The organism is Burkholderia sp. AU18528, from assembly GCF_002223215.2.
Lineage (GTDB): Bacteria > Pseudomonadota > Gammaproteobacteria > Burkholderiales > Burkholderiaceae > Burkholderia > Burkholderia semiarida.
Genome location: NZ_NKFC02000004.1, coordinates 1,583,289 through 1,608,984, shown reverse-complemented (window position 1 = coordinate 1,608,984; position 25,696 = coordinate 1,583,289). Strand labels below are relative to the sequence as shown.

Here is a 25,696-nt window from a genome sequence, read left to right as displayed (position 1 = left end):
ATTGCGGGGCGGGGCGTGAACGGCGGCCCGTAGCTGGGCCGCACGATTTCAGAATTCCCGGCAAGTCTGGCGATTTGTCTGCAAATATCGCCCTTCTGCCGGGATTTTTGCAAATCGGGTCGGAACATTTTCGCCGCTGCGAATGCTTATCTAACAGGTTGCGCAAGACGCGCCGCGCCTTTTTGCAAGCGCCCGCGTTCGAGCCCACTTGCGCGATCGAGCATTTTTTTCACACTTAGGGGCTTGTATGACTAACGCAGCAAACGTCGCAAAGGACCAGGCGTATGTAATTCCGTTCGAGCAGTTGCGGATGACCGATGTGGAAATCGTGGGCGGCAAGAATGCGTCGCTCGGCGAGATGATCAGCCAGCTTTCCGAAGCAGGCGTTCGCGTACCCACCGGTTTCGCCACGACCGCGCTCGCATTCCGCGATTTCCTCAAGCACAACGACCTCACCGATCGCATCGCCAAGCGTCTCGAGTTGCTCGACATCGACGACGTGAAGGCGCTCGCCGAAGCTGGTGCCGAAATCCGCAAGTGGATCGTCGACGCGCCGCTGCAGCCGCGCCTCGAGCAGGAAATCCGCGCGCAGTTCGAAGTGCTGAAGAACGGCTCGCCGAGCGAGCTGTCGTTCGCCGTGCGCTCGTCGGCGACCGCGGAAGACCTGCCCGACGCATCGTTCGCGGGCCAGCAGGAGTCGTATCTGAACGTCGTCGGCATCGACGACGTGCTCGACCGCATGAAGCACGTGTTCGCGTCGCTGTACAACGACCGCGCGATCTCGTACCGCGTGCACAAGGGCTTCACGCACGCCGAAGTCGCGCTGTCGGCCGGCGTGCAGCGCATGGTCCGCTCGGACGTCGGCGCCGCCGGCGTGATGTTCACGATCGATACCGAATCGGGCTTCAAGGACGCCGTGTTCATCACGTCGAGCTACGGCCTGGGCGAAACCGTCGTGCAGGGCGCGGTGAACCCGGACGAGTTCTACGTGTTCAAGACGACGCTCGCGCAGGACAAGTATCCGATCATCCGCCGCTCGATCGGCTCGAAGCTGATCAAGATGGAATTCACGCAGCCGGGCGAGCCGGGCCGCGTGAAGACGGTCGACGTGCCGCACGAGCAGCGCAACCGCTACTCGATCACCGACGAAGACGTGATCGAGCTCGCGAAGTACGCGGTCATCATCGAGAAGCACTACCAGCGTCCGATGGACATCGAGTGGGGCAAGGACGGCCGCGACGGCAAGATCTTCATCCTGCAGGCACGCCCGGAAACGGTGAAGAGCCAGGCATCCGGCAAGGCCGAGCAGCGCTTCAAGCTGAAGGGTCAGTCGCAGGTGCTCGCGACGGGCCGTGCGATCGGCCAGAAGATCGGTGCGGGCCCCGTGCGCGTGATCCAGGATCCGTCGGAAATGGAACGCGTGCAGCCGGGCGACGTGCTGGTGGCCGACATGACCGACCCGAACTGGGAGCCGGTGATGAAGCGCGCGGCGGCGATCGTCACGAACCGCGGCGGCCGCACCTGCCACGCGGCGATCATCGCGCGTGAGCTCGGCGTGCCGGCGGTGGTCGGCTGCGGCGATGCGACCGACATCCTGAAGGACGGCGCGCTCGTCACCGTGTCGTGCGCGGAAGGCGACGAAGGCAAGATCTACGACGGTCTGCTCGAGACGGAAGTCACGGAAGTGCAGCGCGGCGAACTGCCGGAAATCCCGGTCAAGATCATGATGAACGTCGGCAATCCGCAGCTCGCGTTCGACTTCTCGCAACTGCCGAACGGTGGTGTTGGCCTCGCGCGTCTCGAGTTCATCATCAACAACAACATCGGCGTGCACCCGAAGGCGATTCTCGAGTACCCGAACATCGACCAGGACCTGAAGAAGGCGGTCGAGAGCGTCGCGCGCGGCCACGCGTCGCCGCGTCAGTTCTACGTCGACAAGCTGACGGAAGGCGTTGCGACGATCGCGGCGGCGTTCTATCCGAAGCCCGTGATCGTGCGTCTGTCCGACTTCAAGTCGAACGAGTACAAGAAGCTGATCGGCGGTTCGCGCTACGAGCCGGACGAGGAAAACCCGATGCTGGGCTTCCGCGGCGCGTCGCGCTACATCGCCGACGACTTCGCGCAGGCGTTCGAGATGGAATGCCGTGCACTGAAGCGCGTGCGTGACGAGATGGGCCTGACCAACGTCGAGATCATGGTGCCGTTCGTGCGGACCGTGAAGCAGGCGGAGCGCGTCGTCGGCCTGCTCGAGAAGTTCGGCCTGAAGCGCGGCGAAAACGGCCTGCGCCTCGTGATGATGTGCGAAGTCCCGACCAACGCGATCCTCGCCGAAGAGTTCCTGGAACACTTCGACGGTTTCTCGATCGGCTCGAACGACCTCACGCAGCTCACGCTCGGCCTCGACCGCGATTCGGGCATGGAACTGCTCGCAGTCGACTTCGACGAACGCGACCCGGCCGTCAAGTTCCTGCTGAAGCGTGCGATCGATACCTGCCGCAAGATGGGCAAGTACGTCGGTATCTGCGGCCAGGGCCCGTCCGATCACCCGGATTTCGCGCAATGGCTGACCGACGAAGGCATCGCGTCGATCTCGCTGAACCCGGACACGATCATCGATACGTGGCAGGCGCTCGCCAACCGGAAGTAACGATCCGTCATGCAACTTCGGCGAAAGGGCGGTCCACCGCGCTTTCGTTGAAGGCAAAATGCAAGGTTCATGCTATAAACACCCCGGTAAGCACCGGGGTGTTTTTTTTCGTCGGTACGCGCCGGCCGCTTCGCCCAGTTGCGAGCGCGGCGAATATAGTGAGCATCGGGGGCGTTTTTCGGGAGACCACAATGATGTCGGGGCATCTGTTCTGGTGGGTCGCGGTGGGCGTGCTGGTCGTCGCCGAGTTGCTGACGGGCACGTTCTATCTGTTGATGATCGCACTCGGCTTTCTCGCGGGCGGCTTGCTGCAACTGGCCGGTTTCGCGCCGCACGTGCAGTTCGGCGCGGCGGCCGCGGTGGCGATCGTCGCGATGATCGTGCTGCGCCGGTCGGGGCTCGGCCGCAAGCAGAAGCGCGACACGTCGGCGAATCCCGACGTCAATCTCGATATCGGCTCGACCGTCACGGTCGACGCGTGGCGTGACGGCCGCGCGCGCGTGCAGTATCGCGGCGCCGACTGGGACGTCGAGCTCGCGCACGGCGAGCGCGACGATGCGCACGTGTACCAGGTGAGCGCCGTGCGCGGCAATTGTCTCGTGGTCGTGGCGAAACCCGCGGGCTGATCGTCCGCCAATACAACAAGGAGGGAATATTTCATGGATTCGCTGATCATCTGGGTTGTCCTGCTCGTCATCGCGATCGTGATCGTGTCGAAGACGGTGAAGATCGTGCCGCAGCAGCATGCATGGGTGCTCGAGCGCTTCGGGCGCTATCACGCGACGCTGTCGCCCGGCCTCAATATCGTGCTGCCTTTCGTCGATCGGATCGCGTACCGGCACGTGCTGAAGGAAATTCCGCTCGACGTGCCCAGCCAGGTCTGTATCACGCGCGACAACACGCAGTTGCAGGTGGACGGCGTGCTGTACTTCCAGGTGACCGATCCGATGAAGGCGTCGTACGGGTCGAGCAACTTCGTGCTGGCGATCACGCAGCTCGCGCAAACCACGCTGCGCTCGGTGGTCGGCAAGCTCGAACTCGACAAGACGTTCGAGGAACGCGATTTCATCAACCACAACATCGTGTCGGCGCTCGATCAGGCCGCGGCGAACTGGGGCGTGAAGGTGCTGCGCTACGAGATCAAGGACCTGACGCCGCCGAAGGAAATCCTGCATGCGATGCAGGCGCAGATCACCGCCGAGCGCGAAAAGCGCGCGCTGATCGCCGCCTCCGAAGGCCGCAAGCAGGAACAGATCAACCTCGCGTCGGGTGCGCGCGAAGCGGCGATCCAGAAGTCCGAAGGCGAGCGGCAGGCCGCGATCAACCAGGCGCAGGGCGAAGCCGCCGCGATTCTGGCGGTGGCCGAGGCGAACGCGCAGGCGATCCAGAAGATCGCGAGCGCGATCCAGTCGCAAGGCGGGATGGATGCCGTGAACCTGAAGGTCGCCGAGCAGTATGTCGGCGCGTTCGCGAATCTCGCGAAGCAGGGCAACACGCTGATCGTGCCGTCGAACCTGTCGGATCTCGGCACCGCGATCTCGTCGGCGCTGACGATCGTCAAGAGCGCGGGCGCGGCGTCGGGCGCGAAGGGCTGAGCCGATATCGATGCGCGCGCGGCTGCCGCGTGCGCATCGTCGTGCGGCGAATCGTCGCGCGGCCAGGTCACTGGCAGGCGCGATTCACAACGTCCAAAGCAACACGGCCCGCTTCGAGCGGGCCGTGTCGTTTGCGATGAATGGCGTGGGCGTCAGGTGCCGGCGCGCATGATGCGCGCCTTCTCGCGTTCCCAGTCGCGCTTCTTTTCGGTTTCGCGCTTGTCGTGCAGCTTCTTGCCTTTCGCGAGTGCGATGTCGCACTTCACGCGGCCGCCCTTGTAGTGGAAGTTCAGCGGCACGAGCGTGTAGCCGCGCTGCTCGACCTTGCCGATCAGTTTCTTGATTTCCTCGCGGTGCAGCAGCAGCTTGCGCGTGCGAACCGGGTCGGGCTTGATGTGCGTCGAAGCCTCGGGCAGCGGGCTGATATGGGTCCCGATCAGAAAGATCTCGGCGTTCTTCACCACGACGTAGCCTTCCTTGATCTGGCCGCGTCCGGCGCGCAGCGCCTTGACTTCCCAGCCCTCCAGCACGAGCCCCGCTTCGTAGCGTTCCTCGATGTGATAATCGAAGTGCGCTTTCCTGTTGTCGATGATGCTCATGAAAGGATTGGGCCAACTCGTTTAAAATCACGATTTTAGCAAAGCGGGGCGGCAATTGCCCGGCTTGGCGTTTCCACTTTCAGCGATGCCGCGCGATTTATGGCAGATGTCCAGAAAACCGTATTGATTCGCCATTCGGCGGAACAGATGTTCGACCTCGTCACCGACGTGGCCGACTACCCCAATTTCCTGCCCTGGTGCGGCGGTGTCGAGGTTCGCCGTCAGGACGAGAGCGGAATGGAAGCGCGCATCGACATCAACTTCAAGGGCATCAAGCAGCATTTCGCGACGCGCAACACGCAGCAGCGCCCGACCCGCATCGACATGGAGTTCGCGGACGGGCCGTTCAAGAAGTTCACGGGTTCGTGGCGCTTCATTCCGCTGCGCGCCGACGCGTGCAAGATCGAATTCGCGCTGCACTACGAATTTTCGAGCATCCTGCTCGAGAAGATCATCGGGCCGGTGTTCAGCCACATCGCGAACACGTTCGTCGATTCGTTTGTGAAGCGCGCGGACCAGCGGTACGGAAAGGGGTGACGCGATGCTGTCGATCGAAGTCTGCTACGCATTGCCGGACCGCCAGACGCTGATTCCGCTGTCGCTGCCCGAAGGGGCGACCGTGCGCTCGGCCATCGACGCGAGCGGCGTGCTCGCGCTGCACCCGGAGATCGATCTCGCGCACGCGAAGACGGGCGTCTACGGCAAGCTCGCGCCGCTCGATGCGCCGCTCGTCGATCACGACCGCGTCGAGATCTATCGTCCGCTGATCGTCGATCCGAAGCTCGCACGCCAGCGGCGTGTCGACAAATCCCGCCGCGACGGCTCGATCGAGGGCCGCAAGTGGATGCACAAGGACGCGCGCTGATGCGCTTTTCGTTCCGATTGATCTGATCAAGCGCCGCGGCGCTCAGTGGGCCGCGGCGTTTGCGTTTGCGGGCGCGCCGCCCGGCGTGTCGCCGTGCCGTCGCACCGAGCCGTATACGCCCGCGAGCAGCAGCACGAGCGCGGCGATCTCGAGTGCGCGCGGCATCCGCTGGTCGTACACGAACGCATACAGCATCGCGAACACGGTTTCGAACACGATCAACTGGCCCGACAGCGTGAGCGGCAGCCGCTTCGACGCGGCATTCCACAGTCCGTTACCGAGCCACGACGCACCGATCGCAAGCACGAGGTTCAGCAGCCAGAACAATTGCCAGCGCGAGGCGGGGACGGCCGCCTGTACCGTCCCGGCGGGCAGCGCGAGGATCGCCAGCCAGCAGAGCCCGCCGATCAGGCCCGTCACGACACCCCACAGCACCGACCATTCGTTGCCGCCGAAGCGGTGATGGCGCTGCAGGTAGCGTGTGTTTGCCACCGCATACCAGGTCCAGCTCGCGAGCGCGCCCGCCGCGCAGGCGATACCCGCAAGCTTCTGGGCGAGCGTCGTCGCGTGCGCGGCTTCGGACGTAAACAGATCGACGTTGATGCACACGATGCCCGCGATCACAAGCGCGAGCGGGGCGGCGAGCCGCCGCAGCGGCATTGCGCCGTGGTCGCCGAGGCCCGCGAGCGTGACGGTCACCGGCAGCACGCCGACGATCAGCGAACTGGGCGCGATGCCGATCAGGTGCACGGCGCCGGACAGCAGCATGTAGTACGCGACGTTGCCGATGACGGCGAGCCTCACCAGTGCGACGAGATCCGCGCGGGTCAGCCGATCGAGCAGCGAGCGGGCGGCCGGCAGCGCGGCCGCGAGCGACACGAGGCCGTACATCGTGTAGCGGCCGGCGCTCAGCAGCAGCGGCGAGAAATCGGTCAGCAGCCGCGGAACCAGAAACACCATGCCCCACAGGGCGCCTGCCAGGACACCGTACACCACGCCGCGCTGCATCGACCGCTCCGAACGAATGACTGAGGTGCGCGCATCTTAGCGATGCCGGCGCGGCGGCGTCTTGTTCATTCCTGCACTCGCGGCCGGGTGCGGCCGTCACGCGGCTTCGGCGGGCGGCGAATCATTCGTCCGCCGAATCGGGGGTTGGCCGCGTGCCGTCGCCGGCAGCATCCGTGCGCGTCGGGCGGCGCACGGCACGCAGCTTGCCGCTGTTGCCGCCGCCGCAGTAGAAGCGGTCGCGGCCATCGGATTCGAGGCCCGACACGCCGACGCCGGGCGGCATGTCGACCTGCTCGAGCACTTCGCCCGTGCGCGGATCGATGCGCCGCAGGTCGCTGCGGTCGGCTTCCCACGTGCCGTGCCACAGCTCGCCGTCGACCCACGTCACGCCGGTGACGAAGCGGTTCGACTCGATCGTGCGCAGCACGGCGCCCGATTGCGGATCCACCTGATGAATCTTGCGCTCGCGGTACTGGCCGACCCACAGCGTGCCTTCCGCCCACGCGAGCCCCGAATCGGCGCCGCCGCCGGGCGCCGGAATCGTCGCGAGCACGCGGCCCGATTCGGGGTCGATCTTCTCGATGCGGTCCTCGACGATCTGGAACAGGTGGCGGCCGTCGAACGCCGTGCCCGCGTGCGCGGCGACGTCGAGCGAGCGGACGATCGTGCCGCGCTCGGGGTCGAGCGCATTCAGCTTGTCGCCGGACGCGTACCACACGTGCCGCCCGTCGAACGTGACGCCGTGCACGCCGTCGACGCCCGGAAACGGGCCGTACTCGTGAAGGATGTCTGCGGTGGAGCGCTTCATGTTCGTCACCTCGTCGTTCGATGGGGCCATCCTAATCGCCCGGCAGCGCAAGCGGGAGTAACAAGGTCGTCGCGAATCCGGGCAGCGGCGGCGTGAGCCAGCGGCGCGCGCGTCCGCGGCCGAGTGCCTGCACCTTGCCGGTTTGCGCGAGCGCATCGAGCGCGCGCTGCACGGTGCGCTGGCTGGCGCCGAGCGCGAGCGCCAGCGCGGAGCTCGACCACGCTTCGCCGTCGGCGAGCAGCGCGAGCACGGCCGCGTGCCGATCGTCGACCGGCCGCGCGAGGACGACGGTTTCGCGCACGCCGAGCGGTTCGAGCGCGAAGCCGCGCGGTGTCGCGACGACGTTCGCGAGCGGGCGCAGCACCGCGCGCAGCCGGCCGATCTCGACACGCAGCCGCGCGCGATGCGATTCGTCGGCGGGTTTCGCGCGGAACGCGGCGTAGACGAGCGCGTTTCTCGACACGTCGGCCGGCCAGGCTTCGCCGAGCGCACGGGCGAGCACGAACAGCACCGGGCGTCGCGCGAGCGACACGGTCGTGCGCGCATCGCGCACCGTGTGGCGGCACGCGTCGACGACGAGCGCATTCGACTCGAACAGCGTCTCGACTTCGTCGAGCGGCACGAGCCGCGACGTGCCGCGCGCGATGAGCCGCGCGGCCGGTGCGTCGAGCACGCGCGCCGCGGTGTCGACCTCGGCCGCCAGCGCGGCGATGCCGGCGGCGCGGGCGGCTGTCCGTGCGCGGTCGAGCGCCGCGCGGGCCGCGTGCGTGCGGATGCGGCGCATCGCGATGCCGGCCGCGATCAATTCATGGGCGGCGCGCGACGCGGGCGGCAGCGGCGCGGGGTCGAGATGCGCGAGCAGCCGCTCGGCCTCGTCGAGATGGCCGATCAGCAGCAAGCGTCGTACGCCGAGATAGCGGCCATGCGCGGCGTTCGCACGGTCGCCATGCGCGTCGAGCGTCGCGCAGGCCGCGTCGAGCGCGCGCGTCGGCCAACGCAGGTCGCGCGACGCGAGCGCGATTTCCGCTTCCGCGACGACGCAGCGCGCCCGTGCGACCGCTTCCTTCGCGCCGAATGCGCGTGCGGCGCCGCGCACGAGCGACCGTGCCCGTTCGAAATCGCCGAGCTGCGCCAGCGCGATCCCGCGCAGCGCGAGCGCCGGCGCATCGTCGCGCAGCGCGACGCGGTTCAGCGCGCCGAGCGCGTCACCGGCCGCGAGCGCGTGCGCGGCCGCCGTGATCAGCGAATCCATTCGAATCCCGACACACTTGTCACTCCCTTCGGTCCGATGCCCGCCACTAATCTAGCACCACGCACACGGCCCGTACGCCGTGCCCGGATACCCATCGGAAGGAGGACCCCACCATGACGACCCATCTCACCGGCACCCGCGACGAATGGCTGGCCGCGCGCCGCGCGCTGCTCGACGCGGAAAAGGCGCTGACGCGGCACAGCGACGAACTCGCGCGGCAGCGCCAGGCGCTGCCGTGGGTGCGCGTCGACAAGACCTACCGGTTCGACACCGAAGCAGGGCAGGCGACGCTCGACGACCTGTTTGGCGGCCGTTCGCAACTGCTCGTCTATCACTTCATGTTCGGCCCCGACTACAAGGCCGGCTGCCCGTCGTGCTCCGCGCTCGCCGACGGCTTCGACGGCTTTGCCGTGCATCTGGCGCATCACGACGTGACGCTCGCGGCCGTGTCGCGCGCGCCGCTCGCGAAACTGCTCGCGTACCGGCAGCGGATGGGGTGGACGTTCCCGTGGGCGTCGTCGGTCGGCAGCGATTTCAACTTCGACTTCAACGTGTCGTTCACCGAAGCGCAGCAGCGCGCGGGCGACGTCGAATACAACTATGCAAAGGCTGGACACGCGATGGACATGGATCCGCCGCCGGCGCCCGTCGTGCAGTTCGCGGCCACGTGCGGCACCGATTCGGTCACGTATGCGCTCGATCGGCCGGGGATGAGCGCGTTCGTGCGCGAGGACGGCGCCGTCTATCACACGTATTCGACCTACGCGCGCGGCCTCGACGGATTGTGGGGGATGTACCAGTGGCTCGATCGCGCGCCGCGCGGACGCAACGAGGCCGGCCCGTGGTGGCGCCGTCACGACGAATACGCGCGTGGCTGAGCGGGCCGGGCACGGGCGGGAGCGCGCGATGACACGAACGGCAACCGGCGAGGCGGCCCCCGGTCCGTGGGCATTCGGCGTGGCGGCCACCGCCGTGTTCGCGCTCGCCGCGATGGCGACGCTAGCGCAGCACGCGTCGATGGGTGCGATGGGCGGCGAACCGATGCCCGGCGGCTGGATGGCTTCGGCCGTATGGCTGCGGCCGTGCGGCCAGGGCGCCGGCCGCGCATTCGCGGCCTTCGCCGGAATGTGGGGCGCGATGACGGTGACGATGATGCTGCCGGTGCTCGCGCCGCAGCTCTGGCATTACCGGTGGCGCATCGGCCCGCAGGCGGCGGCGCGGTCGGTCTGGCTCGTCGTCGTCGCGGGGGCGGGATATTTCTCGGTCTGGATGGTGCTCGGGGCGCTCGTGTTGCCGGCCGGCGCTGCGCTGACGGCGGCCGCTGCCCGTCTGCCGGCGCTCGCCGGGGCGATGCCGTTCGTGGCCGGCGCCGTCGTGCTGGCCGCGGGCACGTTGCAATTCACCGAATGGAAGGCGCGGCGGCTCGCGTGCTGCCGGCACCCGACGGCGCACGACGTGCATCGGCCACGGGCAGCGGCCGTCACGGCATGGCGGTACGGCGTGCACGCCGCGATCCGATGCGGCGCGTGTTGCGGGAACCTGATGGCGGTCGCGCTGGCGGCCGGCATGATGGACCTGCGCGTGATGGCCGCCGTGACGGTCGCGATCGCCGCCGAACGCGTTGCGCCTGCCGGCTGGCGCGTGTGGCGGATCGTCGGTTGCGGGACGGTGGCGGGCGGCATCGCGATGATCGCCCGTGCGGCCGGTCTGGCGTGAGGTCGGGCAGGCAAGCCGCTTCGGCGGCGGGTCGCCGGGCCGTGCGCGGCCGCCGCCGTCGCGCCCGTGTCGCCTCGCCGCGACACGCGCACGTGCCGTCCGGCCGCCGGCTGCGCGAATGGCTCGACGCAGCGGTGAAACGAAAGTCGATCGAAAACGAACCGAACGGCGATCCGAACGATTCGGCCCCCGAACCGCCGAAACCGGCTAAGCCGTTGTTCGTGTTGTGAAAAATCACGGCGCTTCGCGTATAATTCGCTTTTGCGCCCATAGGATTTGCCATGCGTCTGATCCAAAAAGCACTCACTTTCGATGACGTGCTCCTCGTTCCCGCCTTCTCCGACGTTCTCCCGCGCGACACCAGCCTCAAGACCAAGCTGACCCGCAACATCTCCCTGAACATGCCGCTCGTGTCCGCCGCGATGGACACGGTCACCGAAGGTCGCCTCGCGATCGCGATGGCGCAGCAGGGGGGCGTCGGTATCGTCCACAAGAACCTCACGCCGGCCGAGCAGGCCCGCGAAGTCGCGAAGGTCAAGCGTTTCGAGTCGGGCGTCGTCCGCGACCCGATCACGGTGCCGCCGCAAATGAAGGTGCGCGACGTGATCGCGCTGTCGCGCCAGCATGGCATCTCGGGCTTCCCGGTCGTCGAAGGCCCGCAGCTCGTCGGCATCGTCACGAACCGCGACCTGCGTTTCGAAACGCGCCTCGACGAGCCGGTCAAGTCGATCATGACGCCGCGCGAGCGCCTCGTCACGGTCAAGGAAGGCACGCCGCTCGCCGAAGCGAAGGCGCTGATGCACAGCCACCGCCTCGAGCGCGTGCTGGTCGTCAACGACGCGTTCGAGCTGCGCGGCCTGATGACCGTCAAGGACATCACGAAGCAGACCGAGCACCCGGACGCGTGCAAGGACGAACACGGCAAGCTGCGCGCAGGCGCGGCGGTCGGCGTCGGCCCGGACAACGAAGAGCGTGTCGAGCTGCTGGTGCAGGCCGGCGTCGACGTGATCGTCGTCGATACCGCGCACGGCCACAGCAAGGGCGTGCTCGAGCGCGTGCGCTGGGTCAAGCAGAACTTCCCGCACGTCGAGGTGATCGGCGGCAACATCGCGACGGCCGCCGCCGCGAAGGCGCTCGTCGAATACGGCGCGGACGCGGTCAAGGTCGGTATCGGCCCGGGCTCGATCTGCACGACGCGCATCGTCGCGGGCGTCGGCGTGCCGCAGATCAGCGCGATCGCGAACGTCGCGGAAGCGTTGAAGGGCACCGGCGTGCCGTGCATCGCCGACGGCGGCGTGCGCTTCTCGGGCGACGTGTCGAAGGCGCTCGCGGCCGGCGCGAACGCGGTGATGATGGGCAGCATGTTCGCGGGCACCGAAGAGGCGCCGGGCGACGTGTTCCTGTACCAGGGCCGCCAGTACAAGTCGTACCGCGGCATGGGTTCGGTCGGTGCGATGAAGGACGGCGCGGCTGACCGCTACTTCCAGGACAACTCGGCGAACATCGACAAGCTCGTGCCGGAAGGCATCGAAGGCCGCGTCGCGTACAAGGGTTCGGTCAACGCGATCCTGTTCCAGCTGGTCGGCGGCGTGCGCGCGAGCATGGGCTACTGCGGCTGCCGCACGATCGACGAGCTGCACGAGAAGGCGGAATTCGTCCAGATCACCGCGGCGGGCATGCGCGAGTCGCACGTGCACGACGTGCAGATCACGAAGGAAGCACCGAACTACCACGTGGACTGATCGCCGATGAAACCGCTGCTGCGAGCCGTGCTGATCGTCGATGCCGTGTTGCTGCTGGCGTTCGGCGCGCTGTTCGTGCTGACGCCCTGGCAGGCGCTGTTCAATGCGCTGCAACTGGCGAACATCCAGCCCGCGATGCTCGGCCAGGCGTTCGGCATCGCGCTGCTCGGGCTCGCGTGGCTCGCGTTTCATGCGGCGTTCAACGGCGATCTCACGGCGCCCGTCGCGCGCCCGGTCGGCCACGTGTACTGGCTGACCGGCGTGCTGACGGTCGTGTGGTCGATCGGCACCGGCAGCGGGCCGGCGCTCGCGGCCGCCGGCCGGGTGCTGTCGGCCGTGGCCGGCGTCGCGCTGATCGTGCTCGGCCTCGGCGGCGTGCGGCTCGCATCGGCCGTGCGCCGGCGCGAAAGGGCCGACAGGGCGCAGGCGCTCGAGGGCCGCGATGCGAAGCGTCCGGTCGAACCGGCGCCGGCCTCCGTGGCGCAGCCGCGAGTCGAGCCGGTCGTCAGCCGTCCGGTGGCGCCTGCGGCGCCGGCCGCGGCTACCCCGTCGGCCGCATCCGACCGTGCGTCAGGCAGCGTCGCGTTCGACGCGCGCCCGCCGTCGCAGGATTGACCGGCGATGCGTCGCGCGAGCCGCCTGCCGCCCGACGCCGCTGTCCATGCTTTTGACGCAGCGCTCGATGCGCTGCTTTTCTTATTCTCTTCATCCCGTCCGCAGCCATGCACGACAAAATCCTGATTCTCGACTTCGGTTCGCAAGTCACCCAACTGATCGCGCGCCGCGTGCGCGAAGCGCACGTCTACTGCGAAATTCACCCGAACGACGTGTCCGACGACTTCGTCCGCGAGTTCGCGCCGAAGGCGGTGATCCTGTCGGGCAGCCACGCGAGCACGTATGAAGACCACCAGCTGCGTGCGCCGCAGGCCGTGTGGGATCTCGGCGTGCCGGTGCTCGGCATCTGCTACGGGATGCAGACGATGGCCGTGCAGCTCGGCGGCAAGGTCGAGTGGAGCGATCATCGCGAATTCGGTTACGCGGAAATGCGTGCGCACGGCCATACGCGCCTGCTCGACGGCATCGAGGATTTCACGACGGCCGAAGGCCACGGGATGCTGAAGGTCTGGATGAGCCACGGCGACAAGGTGGCCGAGTTGCCGCCGGGCTTCGCGCTGATGGCGTCGACGCCGAGCTGCCCGATCGCCGGCATGGCCGACGAGGCGCGCGGCTACTACGCGGTGCAGTTCCACCCGGAAGTCACGCACACGGTGAAGGGCCGGCAGATCATCGAACGCTTCGTGCTGCAGATCGCCGGCGCGAAGCCCGACTGGATCATGAAGAACCACATCGAGGAAGCCGTCGCGAAGATTCGCGAGCAGGTCGGTGACGAGGAAGTGATTCTCGGCCTGTCGGGCGGTGTCGATTCGAGCGTCGCGGCCGCGCTGATCCATCGTGCGATCGGCGATCAACTGACGTGCGTGTTCGTCGACCACGGCCTGCTGCGCCTGAACGAAGGCAAGATGGTGCTCGACATGTTCGAGGGCCGCCTGCATGCGAAGGTCGTGCACGTCGACGCGTCCGACCAGTTCCTCTGCCATCTGGCCGGCGTGACCGATCCGGAAGCGAAGCGCAAGATCATCGGCCGCGAGTTCGTCGAGGTGTTCCAGGCGGAAGCGAAGAAGCTGTCGAAGGCGAAGTGGCTCGCGCAGGGCACGATCTACCCGGACGTGGTCGAATCGGGCGGCACGAAGACGAAGAAGGCGACGACGATCAAGAGCCACCACAACGTCGGCGGCCTGCCGGAAACGCTCGGCCTGAAGCTGCTCGAACCGCTGCGCGACCTGTTCAAGGACGAAGTGCGCGAGCTGGGCGTCGCGCTCGGCCTGCCGCCGGAGATGGTGTACCGCCATCCGTTCCCGGGCCCGGGCCTCGGCGTGCGGATTCTCGGCGAAGTGAAGCGCGAGTACGCGGATCTGCTGCGCCGCGCGGACGCGATCTTCATCGAGGAACTGCGCGGCACGGTCGCGACCGCGCAGGATGCGGCGGCCGGCCTGTGCGGCGACGCCGACGTCGGCAAGAGCTGGTACGACCTGACGAGCCAGGCGTTCGCGGTGTTCCTGCCGGTGAAGTCGGTCGGCGTGATGGGCGATGGGCGGACGTATGACTATGTGACGTCGTTGCGGGCCGTGCAGACGACCGACTTCATGACCGCGCATTGGGCGCATCTGCCGTATGCGCTGCTCGGCCGTGCGTCGAACCGGATCATCAATGAAGTGCGCGGGATCAACCGCGTGGTGTATGACATCTCGGGGAAGCCGCCGGCGACGATTGAGTGGGAGTGAGCATTTCGGCTAAATCGGCGTTCGATTCCGCTTGTGTCGTGGCGCATCGCTTGATGTCGCGATAGTTCGCAAGCGGATGACCGATTCGGTTGGCTTGCTGCCCCGGCTCACGCAGGGGCAAGAAGCGGCCTGGCAATGGATTGCCAGGCCGTTTTGCGTTAACGCATGAAATCGGTGAGCGTGGCGTTTTCCGTTCCGCGACCGGATACGTCACACATGCGCCCGCCCGAGCGACCGCAGATACATCGGCACTTTCGCCTTGGTCGTCGCCTGAACCCGCGACATCAGCGCATGATCGATGCGATCCAGCCCATAAGTGCGCGAAATATCCTGCTGCAACCGGCACCACAGATGGCCGGCCATCTCCGCATCGACCATCGCGCGGTGCGCACGGCCCGTTTGCGGCAGCCGCAGCATCTCGGCCAGGCTCGACAGACGGTGACTGCGCGCGTCCGGGTAGATCCGTCTCGCCACCAGCATCGTGCACGCAAATGCATGGTCGGCCGACATGCCGAGCATCCCGAGTTCCGACTGCCAGAAGCGTTTGTCGAAACCGGCGTTGTGGGCCACGACCGCATGCTGGCCGACGAACGCCGCCGCTTTCTTCATGACTTCGGAAGCCGGGGGCGCCGCCGCGATCATGTCGTTCGTGATGCCCGTGAGCGCGACGACGTCGGACGGGATGCGTCGGCCTGCATTCATCAAACTCTGGAAACGGTCGACGACCTGCCCGTCGCGCAGCAGGATGACGGCAATTTCGGTTGCACGGTCGCCCAGATTCGGCGACAGCCCGGTTGTTTCGAAGTCCAGTACCGCGACGGTTTGCATGTTGAATTCGGGTGCTTCATTAGAAGATGTCGAGTGTGGCCGAGAGGGTAGCATCTTCGGGCGCGCGAACGGCGGGTTCGTCGAGCGGCGAGTGGGCAGGCTGCCGATTGACGATAATGAAAATCTCAGCCCGTCGGGATGATTTTCAGTCTCGACCGCACCCGCGATAACGAAGGTGAATCAGCGGATAAGGCCGCCCCTGTCCATCCAGCTCCGATCGCCCGCAGCGCTCGAATCCGAGCCGTTCATAGAATCGTGCCGCCGCTTCGTTCTGTTCGTTGACGTCGGTCGACAGGTCGGGATGGCGCTTGATCGCCTCGTCGACGAGCAGCCGCCCGACCCCCGCGCGATGGTGGGCGGGATCGACGAACAGCGCTTCCATGTGGCTGCCGTCGAGCAGCATGAAGCCGATCGGGCGATCGGTTTCGTCGACGGCCAGATCGAGCGGTGCGCCCGGGAGGAACGCGACGACTTCGGATTCGATCGCGCGACGATCGTCTTCGCTCAGGAAGTGATGCGTGGCATCGACGGCTTGGCGCCAGATGTCCAGTACGCGTGTGCCGTCGGCCTCGGTGGATTGTCGAATTTTGATCATGGTTTGATATGGGATGACTTGGCGCTCGCCGGGGGCCGCCTCGGTGGCGGAGCGAACGCGTCGCGGTAATGCACAAGCGACAGCGAAGTGTCACGCGGATGGCTGCCGCGCGTGCTCCAGCACCACCGCCCGCTCGATCGCCCGTCGCGCGACATCGCGCACGCCCGCGCTCATCGGCAAATCGTCGCGGTCGAGTTCGTCGAGGCCGAACCAGCGCGCGTCGAGCGCGTCGTCGCCGGCGGCTGGCGTGCCGCGCAGCCATCTGCACAGCACCGCGACCATGATGAAATGCTGGCGCACGGCGCCGTGCGCATCGTAATCGAACGCGTCCAGCGCGGTAAAGGCGTCGAGCGCCTCCACGTCGATCGTCGTTTCTTCCGCGATCTCGCGCACGACCGCCTCGGCAAGCGGCTCTCCCGGCTCGATCTTGCCGCCGGGGAAGCCCCAGCAGCCGGCATCGGGCGGGTTCGCGCGGCGCACGAGCAGCACGTCGCGCTCGCGCAGCACGATGCCGATCACGGCGGGAACGGGGCGCAAGGGTGCAGCGTTGCCGGTTGCGGACGTGCCGGTTGCGGACATGGTTGTGCCTACCTGCCGCTGCGAACGAATAGGTGAGTGTGCACGCCGCTCATGGCATGTCCCCGGTACGCCGTTCGATCGCACGAATCACGGCGACCATATCGGCCGCGCCATGTCCGGCCTGTTCGGTTTCGCCGTAAAGCGCATGGCAGATGTCGAGCAGCGGCGACGCGATGCCGATGCCGCGCGCGGACTCGGCGACGAGGCGCGCGTTTTTCAGCACGTCGCTGATCGCGGCCTGCACCGAGAAATCTTCCGTGACGAACTTGCCGAGCTTCACGCGCGACACGTCGCTCGCCATCGGGCCGGCGTTCAGCACGTCGGCGAAGCGCGCGAGGTCGATGCCGTGACGTTGCGCGAAGTGCGTGGCTTCGGCGAGACCGGTGACCATCGTGATCAGGAACAGGTTGACGGCGAGTTTCATCGTCAGCGCCGCCGGCACGTCGCCGCACACGAAGCTGTCGCGGCACAGCGGCTTCACGAGCGTGCGGATGGCATCGACATCGTCCGGCGCGCCGGCCAGCATCACGACGAGCTGACCGGCTTCGGCCGGCTTGCGCGAGCCTGATACCGGCGCCTCGACGTAGCGGCCTGATGCGGCGGCGATGTCGTCGGCGAGCGCGCGAGAATACTCGGGCGCATTCGTGCCCATGTTGACGATCGTGTGTCCACCGACCCGCGCGGCAAAAGCACGTGTGCCGCGGGCGAGAGCGGCATCGATGGCCGCGTCGTTCGCGAGCATCAGGATCACGGTGCGGCAGGACGCGAATACGTCGTCGATGCCGTCGGCCACCCGTGCGCCGGCGTCGCGCAGTGCATCGTCGCTGCGGTGCGAACGACTCCACACGACGAGCGGCGTGCCGGCGCGCGCGAGATTGAGCGCCATCGGCGTGCCCATCACGCCGAGGCCGATGAATCCGACTGCGGTTTGCATGATGCTGCTCCCACGGTGGGTGATGCGATCGTGGGCGTCAGTATCGCAGCGTTTGCGCATGCCTGCCATCCGGCCCGCGCGACCGCGGCAGCCGCGTCATCGCCGCGACGCGATCTCCGCCAGGTACGGCCACGGATAGATGCCGCGTGCATGGCCGTCGCCGAACAGGAAGCGCACGCCGTAGCCGAGCGCTTCCACGCCGTCCAACGTCAGGCTGGCCCGCGCGTCGATATGGCCGCCATCGAAGCGGATTCTCCGGCATTGCGCACACGGGCAATCGCCGCGCAACCGCGCATAGCCGATGCGTTGCGTGACGCCGCCGGGCCAGTGCAACGTCAGTGCATGCGCGGGGTGATCGAGTGCAATTTCGGTCGGCGCGATCATCGCGACGCCTCGTCGATCTGTCCGATCGCGATCCGCGCGGCCTTGCGTACTTCGGGGTCGCGATCGTCGAGTGCGCCGTGCAGCGCGGGCAGCGTCTCCCGGTCGCGCAATTCGCCGAGCGCGAGTGCGGCTTCCTTGCGCAGATTGCTGATCGCATGCGAGAGCAGCGCGACGACGGCCGATGCCGCGGCCGCATCGCGCAATTGGCCGAGTGCGCGGACGGCGCGCACGCGCACTTGCCAGTAATCGTCGTCGAGCGCGGCGACGAGCGGGTCGCGCGCAACGGCGGCGCGCAGCTTGCCGAGCGTGGCAGCGGCTTCCTCGCGTACCTGCCATGCGGCGTCGCGCAGCGCGGCGAGCAATGCGGTGACGACGGCCGCATCGCTCGCCGAAGCAAATCCGATTGCGCCGACCGCGGCGCGGCGCACGTCCACATCGGTGTCCGTGGTCGCGACGCGCGCGAGCGGCGGCAGCGCGCGGCCGTCCTTGAGCCAGCCGAGCACGACGACCGCCTCGGCGCGGACGTTCGCATCGCTTGCATCGAGCGCGCGCAGCGCCGGCGCGAACGCATCGGGGTCGCGCAACTCGCGCAAGCCGCGCAGCACGGCGGCGCGCACGAACGGCTCGGGCCGGTCGGCCCAGCGGCACAGCGCGGCGCCCGATGCCGCGCTCTTCAGTTCGGACAGGCTTTGCGCGGCGGTCGCGCGCACGCCGCCGTCCGGATCGAGCAGCGCGTGGCACAGCGCGTCGACGACATCGGGCTGCTCCCACGCGTCGAGCACGCGTGCAGCCTCGCGGCGCACATCGGCCGACGCATCGTCGCGCAGCGCCGCGACGAACGACGGCACGAGTTCGGGCGCTTCGAGGTCGGCGAGTTCGAGCAGCGCGATGCGGCGCACCGATGCATCGGCTGCGGCGAGGCGCGCGACGAGCACGGCGTGATCGGCGTGATCGCCGGCCGGCACGCCCGGCAGCGGAAAAGCGGAGGAAGAAGCGGTCATGGATAAAGTCGGTGCGGTGGACGGGCCGGCATGCGTACTGATGCGACGTTCGCACAATAGCGCGAGACAGCGGCGCTCGATGTCGACGAAAGCCGGCTCGGTCGTGCCGTCGCCGGTGCGGGGCCGCGCGCCGTGTCAGCGCAGCAGGTAAGGGATGTCGACCTTGACCGCGCCGGTCGGGCAATCGCGTTCGCACGGCATGCAGTACCAGCATTCGTCGAACTGCATGTAGGCCTTGCCCTTGGTGACGTCGATCGCGAGCAGGTCGAGCGGGCATACGTCGACGCACACGGTGCAGCCCTTGTCGGCGATGCACAGCGACTCGTCGATCGTCACGGGCGCGCTGCTGCGCTGGAAGATGTCGTGCGGGGTATGCGGCATGGCAAGGTTCCTCAAAGGGCGGCCGCGAGCGCGGCCGGTTCGCGGATGCGCAATTGCGCGTAGGCGCCGCGTTCGTCGTCGGCAAGCGGCACGACGTACGGCTCGACCGGCCGCTTCTCGCTGCGCATCGCGCCCGCGGCATCCTTGCGCAGCCAGGTGTGGCAGAACCATTCGGCATCGTTGCGATGCGGAAAATCGACGCGATGGTGGTACAGCCCCCAGCGGCTTTCGGTGCGGAACAGCGATGCACGTGCGGCCATTTCCGCGCAGTCGCGGATCGCGCGCACTTCGGCCGCGCGCATCAGCTCGTGCGGATGGTTTGCTTTGATCTCTTCGATATCCTCGGTAATGGCGTCAAAGCGTTGCAGCCCGATTTCCATCTTGCGCGTCACCTTCGGCGGTTGCAGGTAGTCGTTCACCATGCGGCGCAGCTTGTACTCGACCTGCGCCGGCGCGAGGCCGCGCTCGCGCAGCAGCGGTGCGAGCACGCGGGTGCGCTCGGCGTCGACCTGTTCGTCGTCCACCGGCGCATGGTCGCGGCCGGCCACGTAATCGGCCGCGTTCTGCCCGGCGAACCAGCCGTACGTAAACGCCCCGAGCATGTAGTTGTGCGGGACGGCCGCCATGTCGCCCGCTGCGTAAAGCCCCGGCACGGTCGTCTCCGCGCGTGCATTCACGTACACGCCGGATGCGCTGTGGCCGCTGCAGAAGCCGATTTCGGAGATGTGCATCTCGACCATCTGGCGGCGGTAGTCGGTGCCGCGCCCCGCATGGAAGCGGCCGCGGCTCGGCCGTTCGTTCGTATGCAGGATCTGCTCGATGGTTTGGATCGTTTCTTCCGCGAGATGGTCGAGCTTCAGGAATACCGGGCCGTTGCCGCTTTGCAGTTCCTGGTAGAACTCCCACATCATCTGGCCGCTCCAGTAGTCGCATTCGATGAAGCGTTCGCCCTTGCCGTTCGCGGTGAATCCGCCAAGGGGCCCCGTCACGTACGCGCACGCCGGGCCGTTGTAGTCCTTGATCAGCGGATTGATCTGGAAGCATTCGAGATTCGCGAGCGCCGCGCCCGCGTGATAGGCCATCGCGTAGCCGTCGCCCGCGTTGGTCGGGTTCTCGTACGTGCCCATCAGGTAGCCCGATGCCGGCAGGCCCAGGCGGCCGGCCGCGCCGCAGCACAGGATCACGGCCTTCGCGCGGATCGCGTGGAACTCGGCGGTGCGGCAGTCGAAGCCGAGCACGCCGCTCGCGCGGCCCTGCGCGTCGGTCAGCACGCGCGTCGCGACGATCCGGTTCGTGATCGCGATGCGCGCGCGCTTCAGTTGCCGGTACAGCACCTTCTTGATGTCGTGTCCTTCCGGCATCGGCAGCACGTACGAGCCCATGTGATGGACCTTCTTCACCGCGTAGTCGCCGGTGCCGTCCTTCTCGAACTTCACGCCCCAGCGGTCGAGCTGCTCGATCGTCGTGAAGCTGTGCGCCGCGTACGCGTACACGGCCGCTTGATCGACGATCCCGTCGTTGGCGATCGTGATCTCGCGCGTGTACTGCTCGGGCGTCGCATGGCCGGGAATCACCGCGTTGTTCAGGCCGTCCATCCCCATCGAGATCGCGCCGCTGCGTTTGACGTTGGCCTTCTCGAGCAGCAGCACGCGCAGCGACGGATCGCGCTCCTTCGCCTTGATGGCCGCCATCGGCCCGGCCGTGCCGCCGCCGACCACGACGATGTCGTATTCGTGCACATGGGTGTTCATCGTGGGTTCCTTGCAGGTTTGCGCGCCTTCTGCCGGTCGACGCGCAACCGGTACTGGAAGGCGTCGCCGCGGAAGTACAGGTGTTCGTAGTCGATCGGCGCCCCCGACGCGTCGTGCGTGAGGCGCTCGATGCGCAGCACGGGGCTGCTTTCCTCGACGTGCAGTGCGTCGACGATGTCGTCGTCGGCGAGGATCGCGTCGATCGACACGTCGGCGTGGCCGAGCGGGATGCCGCAGTCGTTCTCCAGGATCAGGAAGATGTCGCGGGTCGCGAGATCGGCACCCGCGAGCCGCTTGCCGAGCGCCTCCGGCACCCAGGTCTGTTCGAGCGACACGGGTTCGCGGTTCAGCAGCCGCACGCGATGGATCTCGACGAGCGGCGCGCCTTCCGGCACGTTCAGCTTCGTCGCGAGATGGCGATCGGCCTTCACGGTGCGCAGGCTGCGCAACTGGTTGACGATCTCGTAGCCCATCGACGACATCGCCTCGGCGAACCCTTGCAGCGACGTCACGTTCTGGAAGGCCTTCGGCTTCGACACGAACGTGCCCTTGCCGTGCAGCTTGAACAGCAGGCCTTCCTTCTGCAGGTCGCCGAGCGCCTGGCGCACCGTGATGCGGCTGACGTCGAACATCGCGCACAGTTCGTGCTCGGACGGCATCCGGCTGTGCGGCGCATAGGTGCCGTCGAGAATGCGCGCGCGCAGCGTGTCCTTGATCTGCACGTAGAGCGGGGCCGCTGACAGCGGCACGACGTTGGGTGGGGGCATCGGTCAACTTGTTATGACAAGATGAGGCGAGTGTAGCCAGCGCAAGGGCGCGCCCCAACCAAGCATTTCTGATTTCGATTTCCCGTGGCGGAAAAAGGGGGCGGCGGCAGGCGGCGGCGCGAGCGGGTGAACCGACCCTTGCGAGCCGAGCGGGATCGCCGACAATAAAAGGCGTGGCCCGATGCGCGCCGCATGTCGATTCCCGGATGCGTCGCCCGTCGTATCGATATCGACCGGGCAGTGCGCCGCGCCATGCGGCCGGCACCCCGGTTTTCCGCGAATGGCGCAACGAACGAGGAGAGACCCCATGACACGCCACATGCCGGATTCCCGATACCGCTGGGTCATTGTCGCCGCGGGCGGCCTGATGGGGTGCGTCGCGATCGGCGCGATGTTTTCGTTGCCGGTGTTCCTGCGGTCCATCGCGCACGATACGGGCTGGTCGATGACCGGCATTTCCGCGGCGATGACGCTCGGCTTCATCGCGATGGCGTTTGCGAGCATGGCGTGGGGCAGCCTGTCGGACCGCGTCGGCACGCGGCCCGTCGTCATCGCGGGGGCCGTGCTGTTGTCGGCCAGCCTGGCGCTCGCGAGCCGCGCGCCATCGCTGCTGGTGTTCCAGCTCACCTTCGGGCTGGCCGTCGGCAGCGCGACGGCCGCGATATTCGCACCGATGATGGCGTGCGTGACCGGCTGGTTCGACACGCACCGCAGCCTTGCGGTGTCGCTCGTGTCGGCCGGCATGGGAATGGCGCCGATGACGATGGCGCCGCTGGCCGCGTGGCTCGTGTCGGTGCGAGACTGGCGCACGTCGATGCTGCTGATCGCCGTGCTGGCGGCCGTCGTGATGATTCCGGTGTCGCTGCTGGTGCGCCGGGCGCCCGCGCTCGAGCACGCGCCCGCGCAGGCGGCGGCCGAGTCGGCGCCTGCCGGCGCGCCGGCCCCGACGATGTCGGTCGCGGATGCGCTGCGCTCGCCGCAGTTCATGGTGCTGGTGCTGACCAACTTCTTCTGTTGCGCGACGCATTCGGGCCCGATCTTCCATACGGTCAGCTACGCGGTGACCTGCGGGATTCCGCTGATCGTCGCCGTGTCGATCTACAGCGTCGAAGGACTGGCCGGCATGGGCGGCCGGATCGCGTTCGGGATACTCGGCGACCGCCTCGGCGCCAAGCGCATGCTGGTCGCCGGACTGCTCGCGCAGGCGTTCGGCGCGCTCGGCTACTACTTCGTGCGCACGCTCGACGGCTTCTACGCGGTCGCGACGCTGTTCGGCTTCATCTATGCGGGCGTGATGCCGCTGTATTCGGTGCTCGCGCGCGAGAATTTCCCGCTGCGCATGATGGGCACGGTGATCGGCGGCTGCGCGATGGCCGGCAGCCTCGGGATGGCCGCGGGCCCGGTGGCCGGCGGGCTGATCGTCGATGCGCTCGGCAGCTACGGCTGGCTGTACCTCGGCTCGTTCGCGATCGGGATCGGTGCGTTCCTGATCGCGACGCTGTTCCGCCCGTTCGCGAAAGCGCGACAGGAAACGGTGGCTGCGTAATCGGGCGGGGAGTGGGGCGCCTCGCGTTTTCTCGGGGCGGGCAGTGGCCAGCGCCTGGCTCGGATAAAACATGGGTCGGACATCGCGCCCGTTCGGACGCGGTCGAACGGCGCTCGGCCTGCTGCGGCGCAGCAGCGCGGCAAGTGGCTGCGATCGGCGCGCATGCGCTGCGATTCGGCCCCTAAAAGCACAATATCGAGCATGTATTCGAAGGGCCTGTCATACCGGCGTCACCCTGATAGAATTCGGCCTGCCGCATTGTTCCGATTGACTGATGAGATTGCTTGACGCTCTGGTCGAACAACGTATTGCCGCCGCCGCCGCGCGGGGCGAGTTCGACGATTTGCCGGGTACCGGCGCGCCGCAGGCGCTGGATGACGACCTGCTCGTGCCCGAGGAGGTGCGGGTGGCCAACCGTATCCTGAAGAATGCGGGCTTCGTGCCGCCGGCCGTCGAACAACTGCGCGCGCTGCGCAACCTGCACGACGAGGTGCAGGCGGTCAGCGACCGCGCTGCGCGCTGCCGGCTGCAAGCGAAGATCCTCGCGCTCGACATGGCGCTCGAATCGCTGCGCGGTGGCCCGATGGTGATGCCGCGCGACTACTGCCGGCGTATCGCGGAACGCCTGTGCGAGCGCGGGCTCGACGAAGCGCCCGCCGAAGCGGGGCCGATGTGACGTCCGGCGCGCTGCCCGACGCAGCCCCTGCTGGCCTTGCGGCAGCCGCCTCGGGCGCCGAACCCGTCGCCGATTCTCCCGTTCAGGAAGCCGCGCCCATCTCGGCGCGCGATCTGCATTTCATGCGTCTTGCGCAGGCCGCCGCCGAAGAGGCGCGCGCGGCCGGCGAAGTGCCGGTCGGCGCGGTGCTCGTGCGCGGCGACGAAGTGATCGCGCGCGGCTTCAACCATCCGATCGGCGGGCACGACCCGTCCGCGCATGCCGAAATGGCCGCGCTGCGCATGGCCGCGCAGCACCTGCGGAATTACCGGATGCCCGGCTGCGAGCTGTATGTGACGCTCGAGCCGTGCCTGATGTGTGCGGGCGCGATCATGCATGCCCGCATCGCGCGGGTCGTCTATGGCGCGGCCGACCCGAAGACGGGCGCGTGCGGCAGCGTGATCGACGCATTCGCGAATCCGCAACTGAACCACCACACCGAAGTGACGGGCGGCGTGCTCGCCGACGAATGCGGCGCCGCGCTGAAGTCGTTCTTCGCCGAGCGCCGACGCGCGCTGCGCGAAGCACGGCTTGCCCGCGACGCCGAATCCGGCGCGTCATAGGCGCGTCGCCGCCGCGCCCGTCGTTGTGGGCGCGTATGGTTTCGTGAACCGCCCACGGTTCGGACCCTCTAAGCAGGTTTGACGACCTCCGACACCTTCCGCCATGTCCTTCCAGCCCGCCGCGTCCTACACCATTCGCCTGCTGGCGCCGTCCGGCTATCCGCACGACCCCGACGCGATCAATCGCGCGCTCGAGCGCTTGAGCACCGCGCAGCAGCGCATCGAGAACATCGAGGCGACGCAGCGCCGCTTCCAGCGTTTCGGCGGCACCGACGGCGAGCGGGCAGGCGACCTGAACCGCCTCGCCGATCCCGCACGGCCGTTGCCGGACATCGGGCTCGCGGTGCGCGGCGGCTACGGCGCCGCGCGCATCCTGCACGGGCTCGACTATCGCGGGCTCGAACGCCGGCTGCGCGACCAGCCGGTCGCGCTCGTCGGTCACAGCGACTTCACGGCGATCCAGTTGGCGCTGTACGCGAAGGCGCGCATCAAGACGTTCGGCGGCCCGATGCTGTCGGCCGATTTCGGCGCGGAAACGCCGAGCGACTTCACGATGCAGCATTTCTGGCAGACGCTGACGCAGCCGAGCACGACGATCGTGGCCGACGCCCCGCAGGCGCAGGCGGTGAACGTGACGGGCACGCTGTGGGGCGGCAACCTCGCGATCCTCACGTCGCTGGTCGGCACGCCATACATGCCCGACATCGAGGGCGGCATCCTGTTCATCGAAGACGTCAACGAGCAGCCGTTCCGGATCGAGCGGATGATCTATCAGTTGCACCTGTCGGGGCTGCTCGCGCGCCAGCAGGCGCTCGTGCTCGGCCAGTTCACCGGCGCGCGGCCGTTCGAGTACGACAACGGCTACGACATGCAGGCGATGATCGACCAGGTACGGGCGGTGGTCGGGATTCCGGTCGTCACGGGGCTCCAGTTCGGCCATGTGCCTGACCTGTTGACGCTGCCGTTCGGCGCACAGGCGCAATTGGTCGCGAATGCGCACGGGTTCCGGCTTACGCTGTCGGACTATCCGCATCTCGGCTGACGCCGGCGATGCCGGCGCGATCGATCGAAAGGCGGG

Annotated in this window: 27 protein-coding genes; 14 read left to right on the top strand and 13 right to left on the bottom strand. The window is 67.6% G+C overall.

Annotated elements, in window-relative coordinates; genetic code table 11:
• Positions 1–247 precede the first annotated feature (247 nt).
• From ppsA to CFB52_RS10230, 3 genes are all read left to right on the top strand, one after another.
• Entirely contained in the window at positions 248–2,647 is a 2,400-nt protein-coding gene (gene ppsA, locus CFB52_RS10240; protein ID WP_099316523.1) for a phosphoenolpyruvate synthase, read from the top strand.
• Between the two features lie 191 nt (positions 2,648–2,838).
• Entirely contained in the window at positions 2,839–3,273 is a 435-nt protein-coding gene (locus CFB52_RS10235) for an NfeD family protein (RefSeq protein ID WP_060316775.1), read from the top strand.
• Between the two features lie 33 nt (positions 3,274–3,306).
• Positions 3,307–4,242, top strand: coding sequence for an SPFH domain-containing protein (locus CFB52_RS10230; protein WP_059573709.1), 936 nt, complete (start codon positions 3,307–3,309; stop codon positions 4,240–4,242).
• 152 nt (positions 4,243–4,394) lie between these two features.
• On the opposite strand, the gene smpB is transcribed toward CFB52_RS10230, so the two are convergent.
• Positions 4,395–4,841 carry an SsrA-binding protein SmpB gene (gene smpB / locus CFB52_RS10225; RefSeq protein WP_006478511.1) on the bottom strand — a complete coding sequence of 149 codons (447 nt, stop codon included), beginning with the start codon at positions 4,839–4,841 and terminating at the stop codon, positions 4,395–4,397.
• 99 nt (positions 4,842–4,940) lie between these two features.
• Between smpB and CFB52_RS10220 the strand changes: the two genes are divergently transcribed.
• A complete protein-coding gene (locus CFB52_RS10220; RefSeq protein WP_006478512.1) occupies positions 4,941–5,378 on the top strand; it encodes a type II toxin-antitoxin system RatA family toxin in 438 nt (145 codons plus the stop codon).
• Positions 5,379–5,382: 4 nt separating this feature from the next.
• Positions 5,383–5,706, top strand: a complete 324-nt coding sequence (locus CFB52_RS10215; protein WP_050012887.1) for an RnfH family protein — start codon at positions 5,383–5,385, stop codon at positions 5,704–5,706.
• Positions 5,707–5,748: 42 nt separating this feature from the next.
• Here the strand turns inward: CFB52_RS10215 and CFB52_RS10210 are convergent, their stop codons facing one another.
• The 3 genes from CFB52_RS10210 to CFB52_RS10200 form a co-directional block, all read right to left on the bottom strand.
• Positions 5,749–6,714, bottom strand: a complete 966-nt coding sequence (locus CFB52_RS10210) for a DMT family transporter (RefSeq protein WP_059573710.1) — start codon at positions 6,712–6,714, stop codon at positions 5,749–5,751.
• A gap of 121 nt (positions 6,715–6,835) precedes the next feature.
• Positions 6,836–7,522, bottom strand: a complete 687-nt coding sequence (locus CFB52_RS10205; protein WP_059573731.1) for a glutaminyl-peptide cyclotransferase — start codon at positions 7,520–7,522, stop codon at positions 6,836–6,838.
• A 31-nt stretch (positions 7,523–7,553) separates the two neighbouring features.
• Complete coding sequence (locus CFB52_RS10200) at positions 7,554–8,774, bottom strand: helix-turn-helix domain-containing protein (protein WP_099316522.1); 1,221 nt, start codon at positions 8,772–8,774, stop codon at positions 7,554–7,556.
• A gap of 113 nt (positions 8,775–8,887) precedes the next feature.
• On the opposite strand from CFB52_RS10200, the gene CFB52_RS10195 reads away from it, so the two are divergent.
• The 5 genes from CFB52_RS10195 to guaA all read left to right on the top strand — a co-directional run bounded on the left by CFB52_RS10195 (position 8,888) and on the right by guaA (position 14,574).
• Entirely contained in the window at positions 8,888–9,652 is a 765-nt protein-coding gene (locus CFB52_RS10195) for a DUF899 domain-containing protein (protein ID WP_099316521.1), read from the top strand.
• Between the two features lie 28 nt (positions 9,653–9,680).
• Positions 9,681–10,490 carry a DUF2182 domain-containing protein gene (locus CFB52_RS10190; protein WP_099316520.1) on the top strand — a complete coding sequence of 270 codons (810 nt, stop codon included), beginning with the start codon at positions 9,681–9,683 and terminating at the stop codon, positions 10,488–10,490.
• 281 nt (positions 10,491–10,771) lie between these two features.
• On the top strand, positions 10,772–12,232 hold the full coding sequence (gene guaB / locus CFB52_RS10180) for an IMP dehydrogenase (RefSeq protein WP_034207642.1): 1,461 nt from the start codon (positions 10,772–10,774) through the stop codon (positions 12,230–12,232).
• Between the two features lie 6 nt (positions 12,233–12,238).
• Complete coding sequence (locus tag CFB52_RS10175; RefSeq protein ID WP_060966264.1) at positions 12,239–12,847, top strand: hypothetical protein; 609 nt, start codon at positions 12,239–12,241, stop codon at positions 12,845–12,847.
• Between the two features lie 107 nt (positions 12,848–12,954).
• Positions 12,955–14,574, top strand: coding sequence for a glutamine-hydrolyzing GMP synthase (gene guaA, locus CFB52_RS10170; RefSeq protein ID WP_099316519.1), 1,620 nt, complete (start codon positions 12,955–12,957; stop codon positions 14,572–14,574).
• A 210-nt stretch (positions 14,575–14,784) separates the two neighbouring features.
• On the opposite strand, the gene CFB52_RS10165 is transcribed toward guaA, so the two are convergent.
• The 9 genes from CFB52_RS10165 to CFB52_RS10125 form a co-directional block, all read right to left on the bottom strand.
• A complete protein-coding gene (locus CFB52_RS10165) occupies positions 14,785–15,402 on the bottom strand; it encodes a PolC-type DNA polymerase III (protein ID WP_059608798.1) in 618 nt (205 codons plus the stop codon).
• Between the two features lie 145 nt (positions 15,403–15,547).
• A complete protein-coding gene (locus tag CFB52_RS10160) occupies positions 15,548–15,997 on the bottom strand; it encodes an acetyltransferase (protein ID WP_059573717.1) in 450 nt (149 codons plus the stop codon).
• A 90-nt stretch (positions 15,998–16,087) separates the two neighbouring features.
• Positions 16,088–16,576, bottom strand: coding sequence for an NUDIX hydrolase (locus tag CFB52_RS10155; protein WP_099316518.1), 489 nt, complete (start codon positions 16,574–16,576; stop codon positions 16,088–16,090).
• A 49-nt stretch (positions 16,577–16,625) separates the two neighbouring features.
• Positions 16,626–17,570, bottom strand: a complete 945-nt coding sequence (locus tag CFB52_RS10150; protein ID WP_144029733.1) for an NAD(P)-dependent oxidoreductase — start codon at positions 17,568–17,570, stop codon at positions 16,626–16,628.
• A 36-nt stretch (positions 17,571–17,606) separates the two neighbouring features.
• Positions 17,607–17,894 carry a gamma-butyrobetaine hydroxylase-like domain-containing protein gene (locus CFB52_RS10145; protein ID WP_059573720.1) on the bottom strand — a complete coding sequence of 96 codons (288 nt, stop codon included), beginning with the start codon at positions 17,892–17,894 and terminating at the stop codon, positions 17,607–17,609.
• Complete coding sequence (locus CFB52_RS10140; protein WP_099316516.1) at positions 17,891–18,895, bottom strand: HEAT repeat domain-containing protein; 1,005 nt, start codon at positions 18,893–18,895, stop codon at positions 17,891–17,893. The genes CFB52_RS10145 and CFB52_RS10140 overlap by 4 nt, the downstream gene beginning before the upstream one ends.
• Before the next feature lie 135 nt (positions 18,896–19,030).
• Entirely contained in the window at positions 19,031–19,276 is a 246-nt protein-coding gene (locus CFB52_RS10135) for a ferredoxin family protein (protein WP_006490846.1), read from the bottom strand.
• Between the two features lie 11 nt (positions 19,277–19,287).
• Positions 19,288–21,027 (bottom strand): fumarate reductase/succinate dehydrogenase flavoprotein subunit, encoded by a 1,740-nt coding sequence (locus CFB52_RS10130; protein ID WP_060316695.1) that lies wholly within the window; start codon positions 21,025–21,027, stop codon positions 19,288–19,290.
• Entirely contained in the window at positions 21,024–21,794 is a 771-nt protein-coding gene (locus CFB52_RS10125; RefSeq protein ID WP_059573723.1) for a GntR family transcriptional regulator, read from the bottom strand. The genes CFB52_RS10130 and CFB52_RS10125 overlap by 4 nt, the downstream gene beginning before the upstream one ends.
• A gap of 319 nt (positions 21,795–22,113) precedes the next feature.
• Here CFB52_RS10125 and CFB52_RS10120 point away from each other — a divergent pair, with 319 nt between their 5' ends.
• The 4 genes from CFB52_RS10120 to ldcA all read left to right on the top strand — a co-directional run bounded on the left by CFB52_RS10120 (position 22,114) and on the right by ldcA (position 25,660).
• Positions 22,114–23,340, top strand: coding sequence for an MFS transporter (locus tag CFB52_RS10120; protein WP_059573732.1), 1,227 nt, complete (start codon positions 22,114–22,116; stop codon positions 23,338–23,340).
• Between the two features lie 274 nt (positions 23,341–23,614).
• Complete coding sequence (locus tag CFB52_RS10115; RefSeq protein ID WP_012328731.1) at positions 23,615–24,016, top strand: DnaJ family domain-containing protein; 402 nt, start codon at positions 23,615–23,617, stop codon at positions 24,014–24,016.
• An 11-nt stretch (positions 24,017–24,027) separates the two neighbouring features.
• Positions 24,028–24,618 (top strand): tRNA adenosine(34) deaminase TadA, encoded by a 591-nt coding sequence (gene tadA / locus CFB52_RS10110; RefSeq protein WP_373680926.1) that lies wholly within the window; start codon positions 24,028–24,030, stop codon positions 24,616–24,618.
• 103 nt (positions 24,619–24,721) lie between these two features.
• Positions 24,722–25,660 carry a muramoyltetrapeptide carboxypeptidase gene (ldcA, locus tag CFB52_RS10105; RefSeq protein WP_099316514.1) on the top strand — a complete coding sequence of 313 codons (939 nt, stop codon included), beginning with the start codon at positions 24,722–24,724 and terminating at the stop codon, positions 25,658–25,660.
• The last annotated feature ends 36 nt before the right edge of the window (positions 25,661–25,696 follow it).

What these genes read in the sequence shown, in the direction of transcription:
- ppsA (WP_099316523.1), top strand. Translation starts at nt 248, where the DNA reads ATGACTAACGCAGCAAACGTCGCAAAGGACCAGGCGTATGTAATTCCG.
- CFB52_RS10235 (WP_060316775.1), top strand. Translation starts at nt 2,839, where the DNA reads ATGATGTCGGGGCATCTGTTCTGGTGGGTCGCGGTGGGCGTGCTGGTC.
- CFB52_RS10230 (WP_059573709.1), top strand. Translation starts at nt 3,307, where the DNA reads ATGGATTCGCTGATCATCTGGGTTGTCCTGCTCGTCATCGCGATCGTG.
- smpB (WP_006478511.1), bottom strand. Translation starts at nt 4,841, where the DNA reads ATGAGCATCATCGACAACAGGAAAGCGCACTTCGATTATCACATCGAG.
- CFB52_RS10220 (WP_006478512.1), top strand. Translation starts at nt 4,941, where the DNA reads ATGGCAGATGTCCAGAAAACCGTATTGATTCGCCATTCGGCGGAACAG.
- CFB52_RS10215 (WP_050012887.1), top strand. Translation starts at nt 5,383, where the DNA reads ATGCTGTCGATCGAAGTCTGCTACGCATTGCCGGACCGCCAGACGCTG.
- CFB52_RS10210 (WP_059573710.1), bottom strand. Translation starts at nt 6,714, where the DNA reads ATGCAGCGCGGCGTGGTGTACGGTGTCCTGGCAGGCGCCCTGTGGGGC.
- CFB52_RS10205 (WP_059573731.1), bottom strand. Translation starts at nt 7,522, where the DNA reads ATGAAGCGCTCCACCGCAGACATCCTTCACGAGTACGGCCCGTTTCCG.
- CFB52_RS10200 (WP_099316522.1), bottom strand. Translation starts at nt 8,774, where the DNA reads ATGGATTCGCTGATCACGGCGGCCGCGCACGCGCTCGCGGCCGGTGAC.
- CFB52_RS10195 (WP_099316521.1), top strand. Translation starts at nt 8,888, where the DNA reads ATGACGACCCATCTCACCGGCACCCGCGACGAATGGCTGGCCGCGCGC.
- CFB52_RS10190 (WP_099316520.1), top strand. Translation starts at nt 9,681, where the DNA reads ATGACACGAACGGCAACCGGCGAGGCGGCCCCCGGTCCGTGGGCATTC.
- guaB (WP_034207642.1), top strand. Translation starts at nt 10,772, where the DNA reads ATGCGTCTGATCCAAAAAGCACTCACTTTCGATGACGTGCTCCTCGTT.
- CFB52_RS10175 (WP_060966264.1), top strand. Translation starts at nt 12,239, where the DNA reads ATGAAACCGCTGCTGCGAGCCGTGCTGATCGTCGATGCCGTGTTGCTG.
- guaA (WP_099316519.1), top strand. Translation starts at nt 12,955, where the DNA reads ATGCACGACAAAATCCTGATTCTCGACTTCGGTTCGCAAGTCACCCAA.
- CFB52_RS10165 (WP_059608798.1), bottom strand. Translation starts at nt 15,402, where the DNA reads ATGCAAACCGTCGCGGTACTGGACTTCGAAACAACCGGGCTGTCGCCG.
- CFB52_RS10160 (WP_059573717.1), bottom strand. Translation starts at nt 15,997, where the DNA reads ATGATCAAAATTCGACAATCCACCGAGGCCGACGGCACACGCGTACTG.
- CFB52_RS10155 (WP_099316518.1), bottom strand. Translation starts at nt 16,576, where the DNA reads ATGTCCGCAACCGGCACGTCCGCAACCGGCAACGCTGCACCCTTGCGC.
- CFB52_RS10150 (WP_144029733.1), bottom strand. Translation starts at nt 17,570, where the DNA reads ATGCGCAAACGCTGCGATACTGACGCCCACGATCGCATCACCCACCGT.
- CFB52_RS10145 (WP_059573720.1), bottom strand. Translation starts at nt 17,894, where the DNA reads ATGATCGCGCCGACCGAAATTGCACTCGATCACCCCGCGCATGCACTG.
- CFB52_RS10140 (WP_099316516.1), bottom strand. Translation starts at nt 18,895, where the DNA reads ATGACCGCTTCTTCCTCCGCTTTTCCGCTGCCGGGCGTGCCGGCCGGC.
- CFB52_RS10135 (WP_006490846.1), bottom strand. Translation starts at nt 19,276, where the DNA reads ATGCCGCATACCCCGCACGACATCTTCCAGCGCAGCAGCGCGCCCGTG.
- CFB52_RS10130 (WP_060316695.1), bottom strand. Translation starts at nt 21,027, where the DNA reads ATGAACACCCATGTGCACGAATACGACATCGTCGTGGTCGGCGGCGGC.
- CFB52_RS10125 (WP_059573723.1), bottom strand. Translation starts at nt 21,794, where the DNA reads ATGCCCCCACCCAACGTCGTGCCGCTGTCAGCGGCCCCGCTCTACGTG.
- CFB52_RS10120 (WP_059573732.1), top strand. Translation starts at nt 22,114, where the DNA reads ATGCCGGATTCCCGATACCGCTGGGTCATTGTCGCCGCGGGCGGCCTG.
- CFB52_RS10115 (WP_012328731.1), top strand. Translation starts at nt 23,615, where the DNA reads ATGAGATTGCTTGACGCTCTGGTCGAACAACGTATTGCCGCCGCCGCC.
- ldcA (WP_099316514.1), top strand. Translation starts at nt 24,722, where the DNA reads ATGTCCTTCCAGCCCGCCGCGTCCTACACCATTCGCCTGCTGGCGCCG.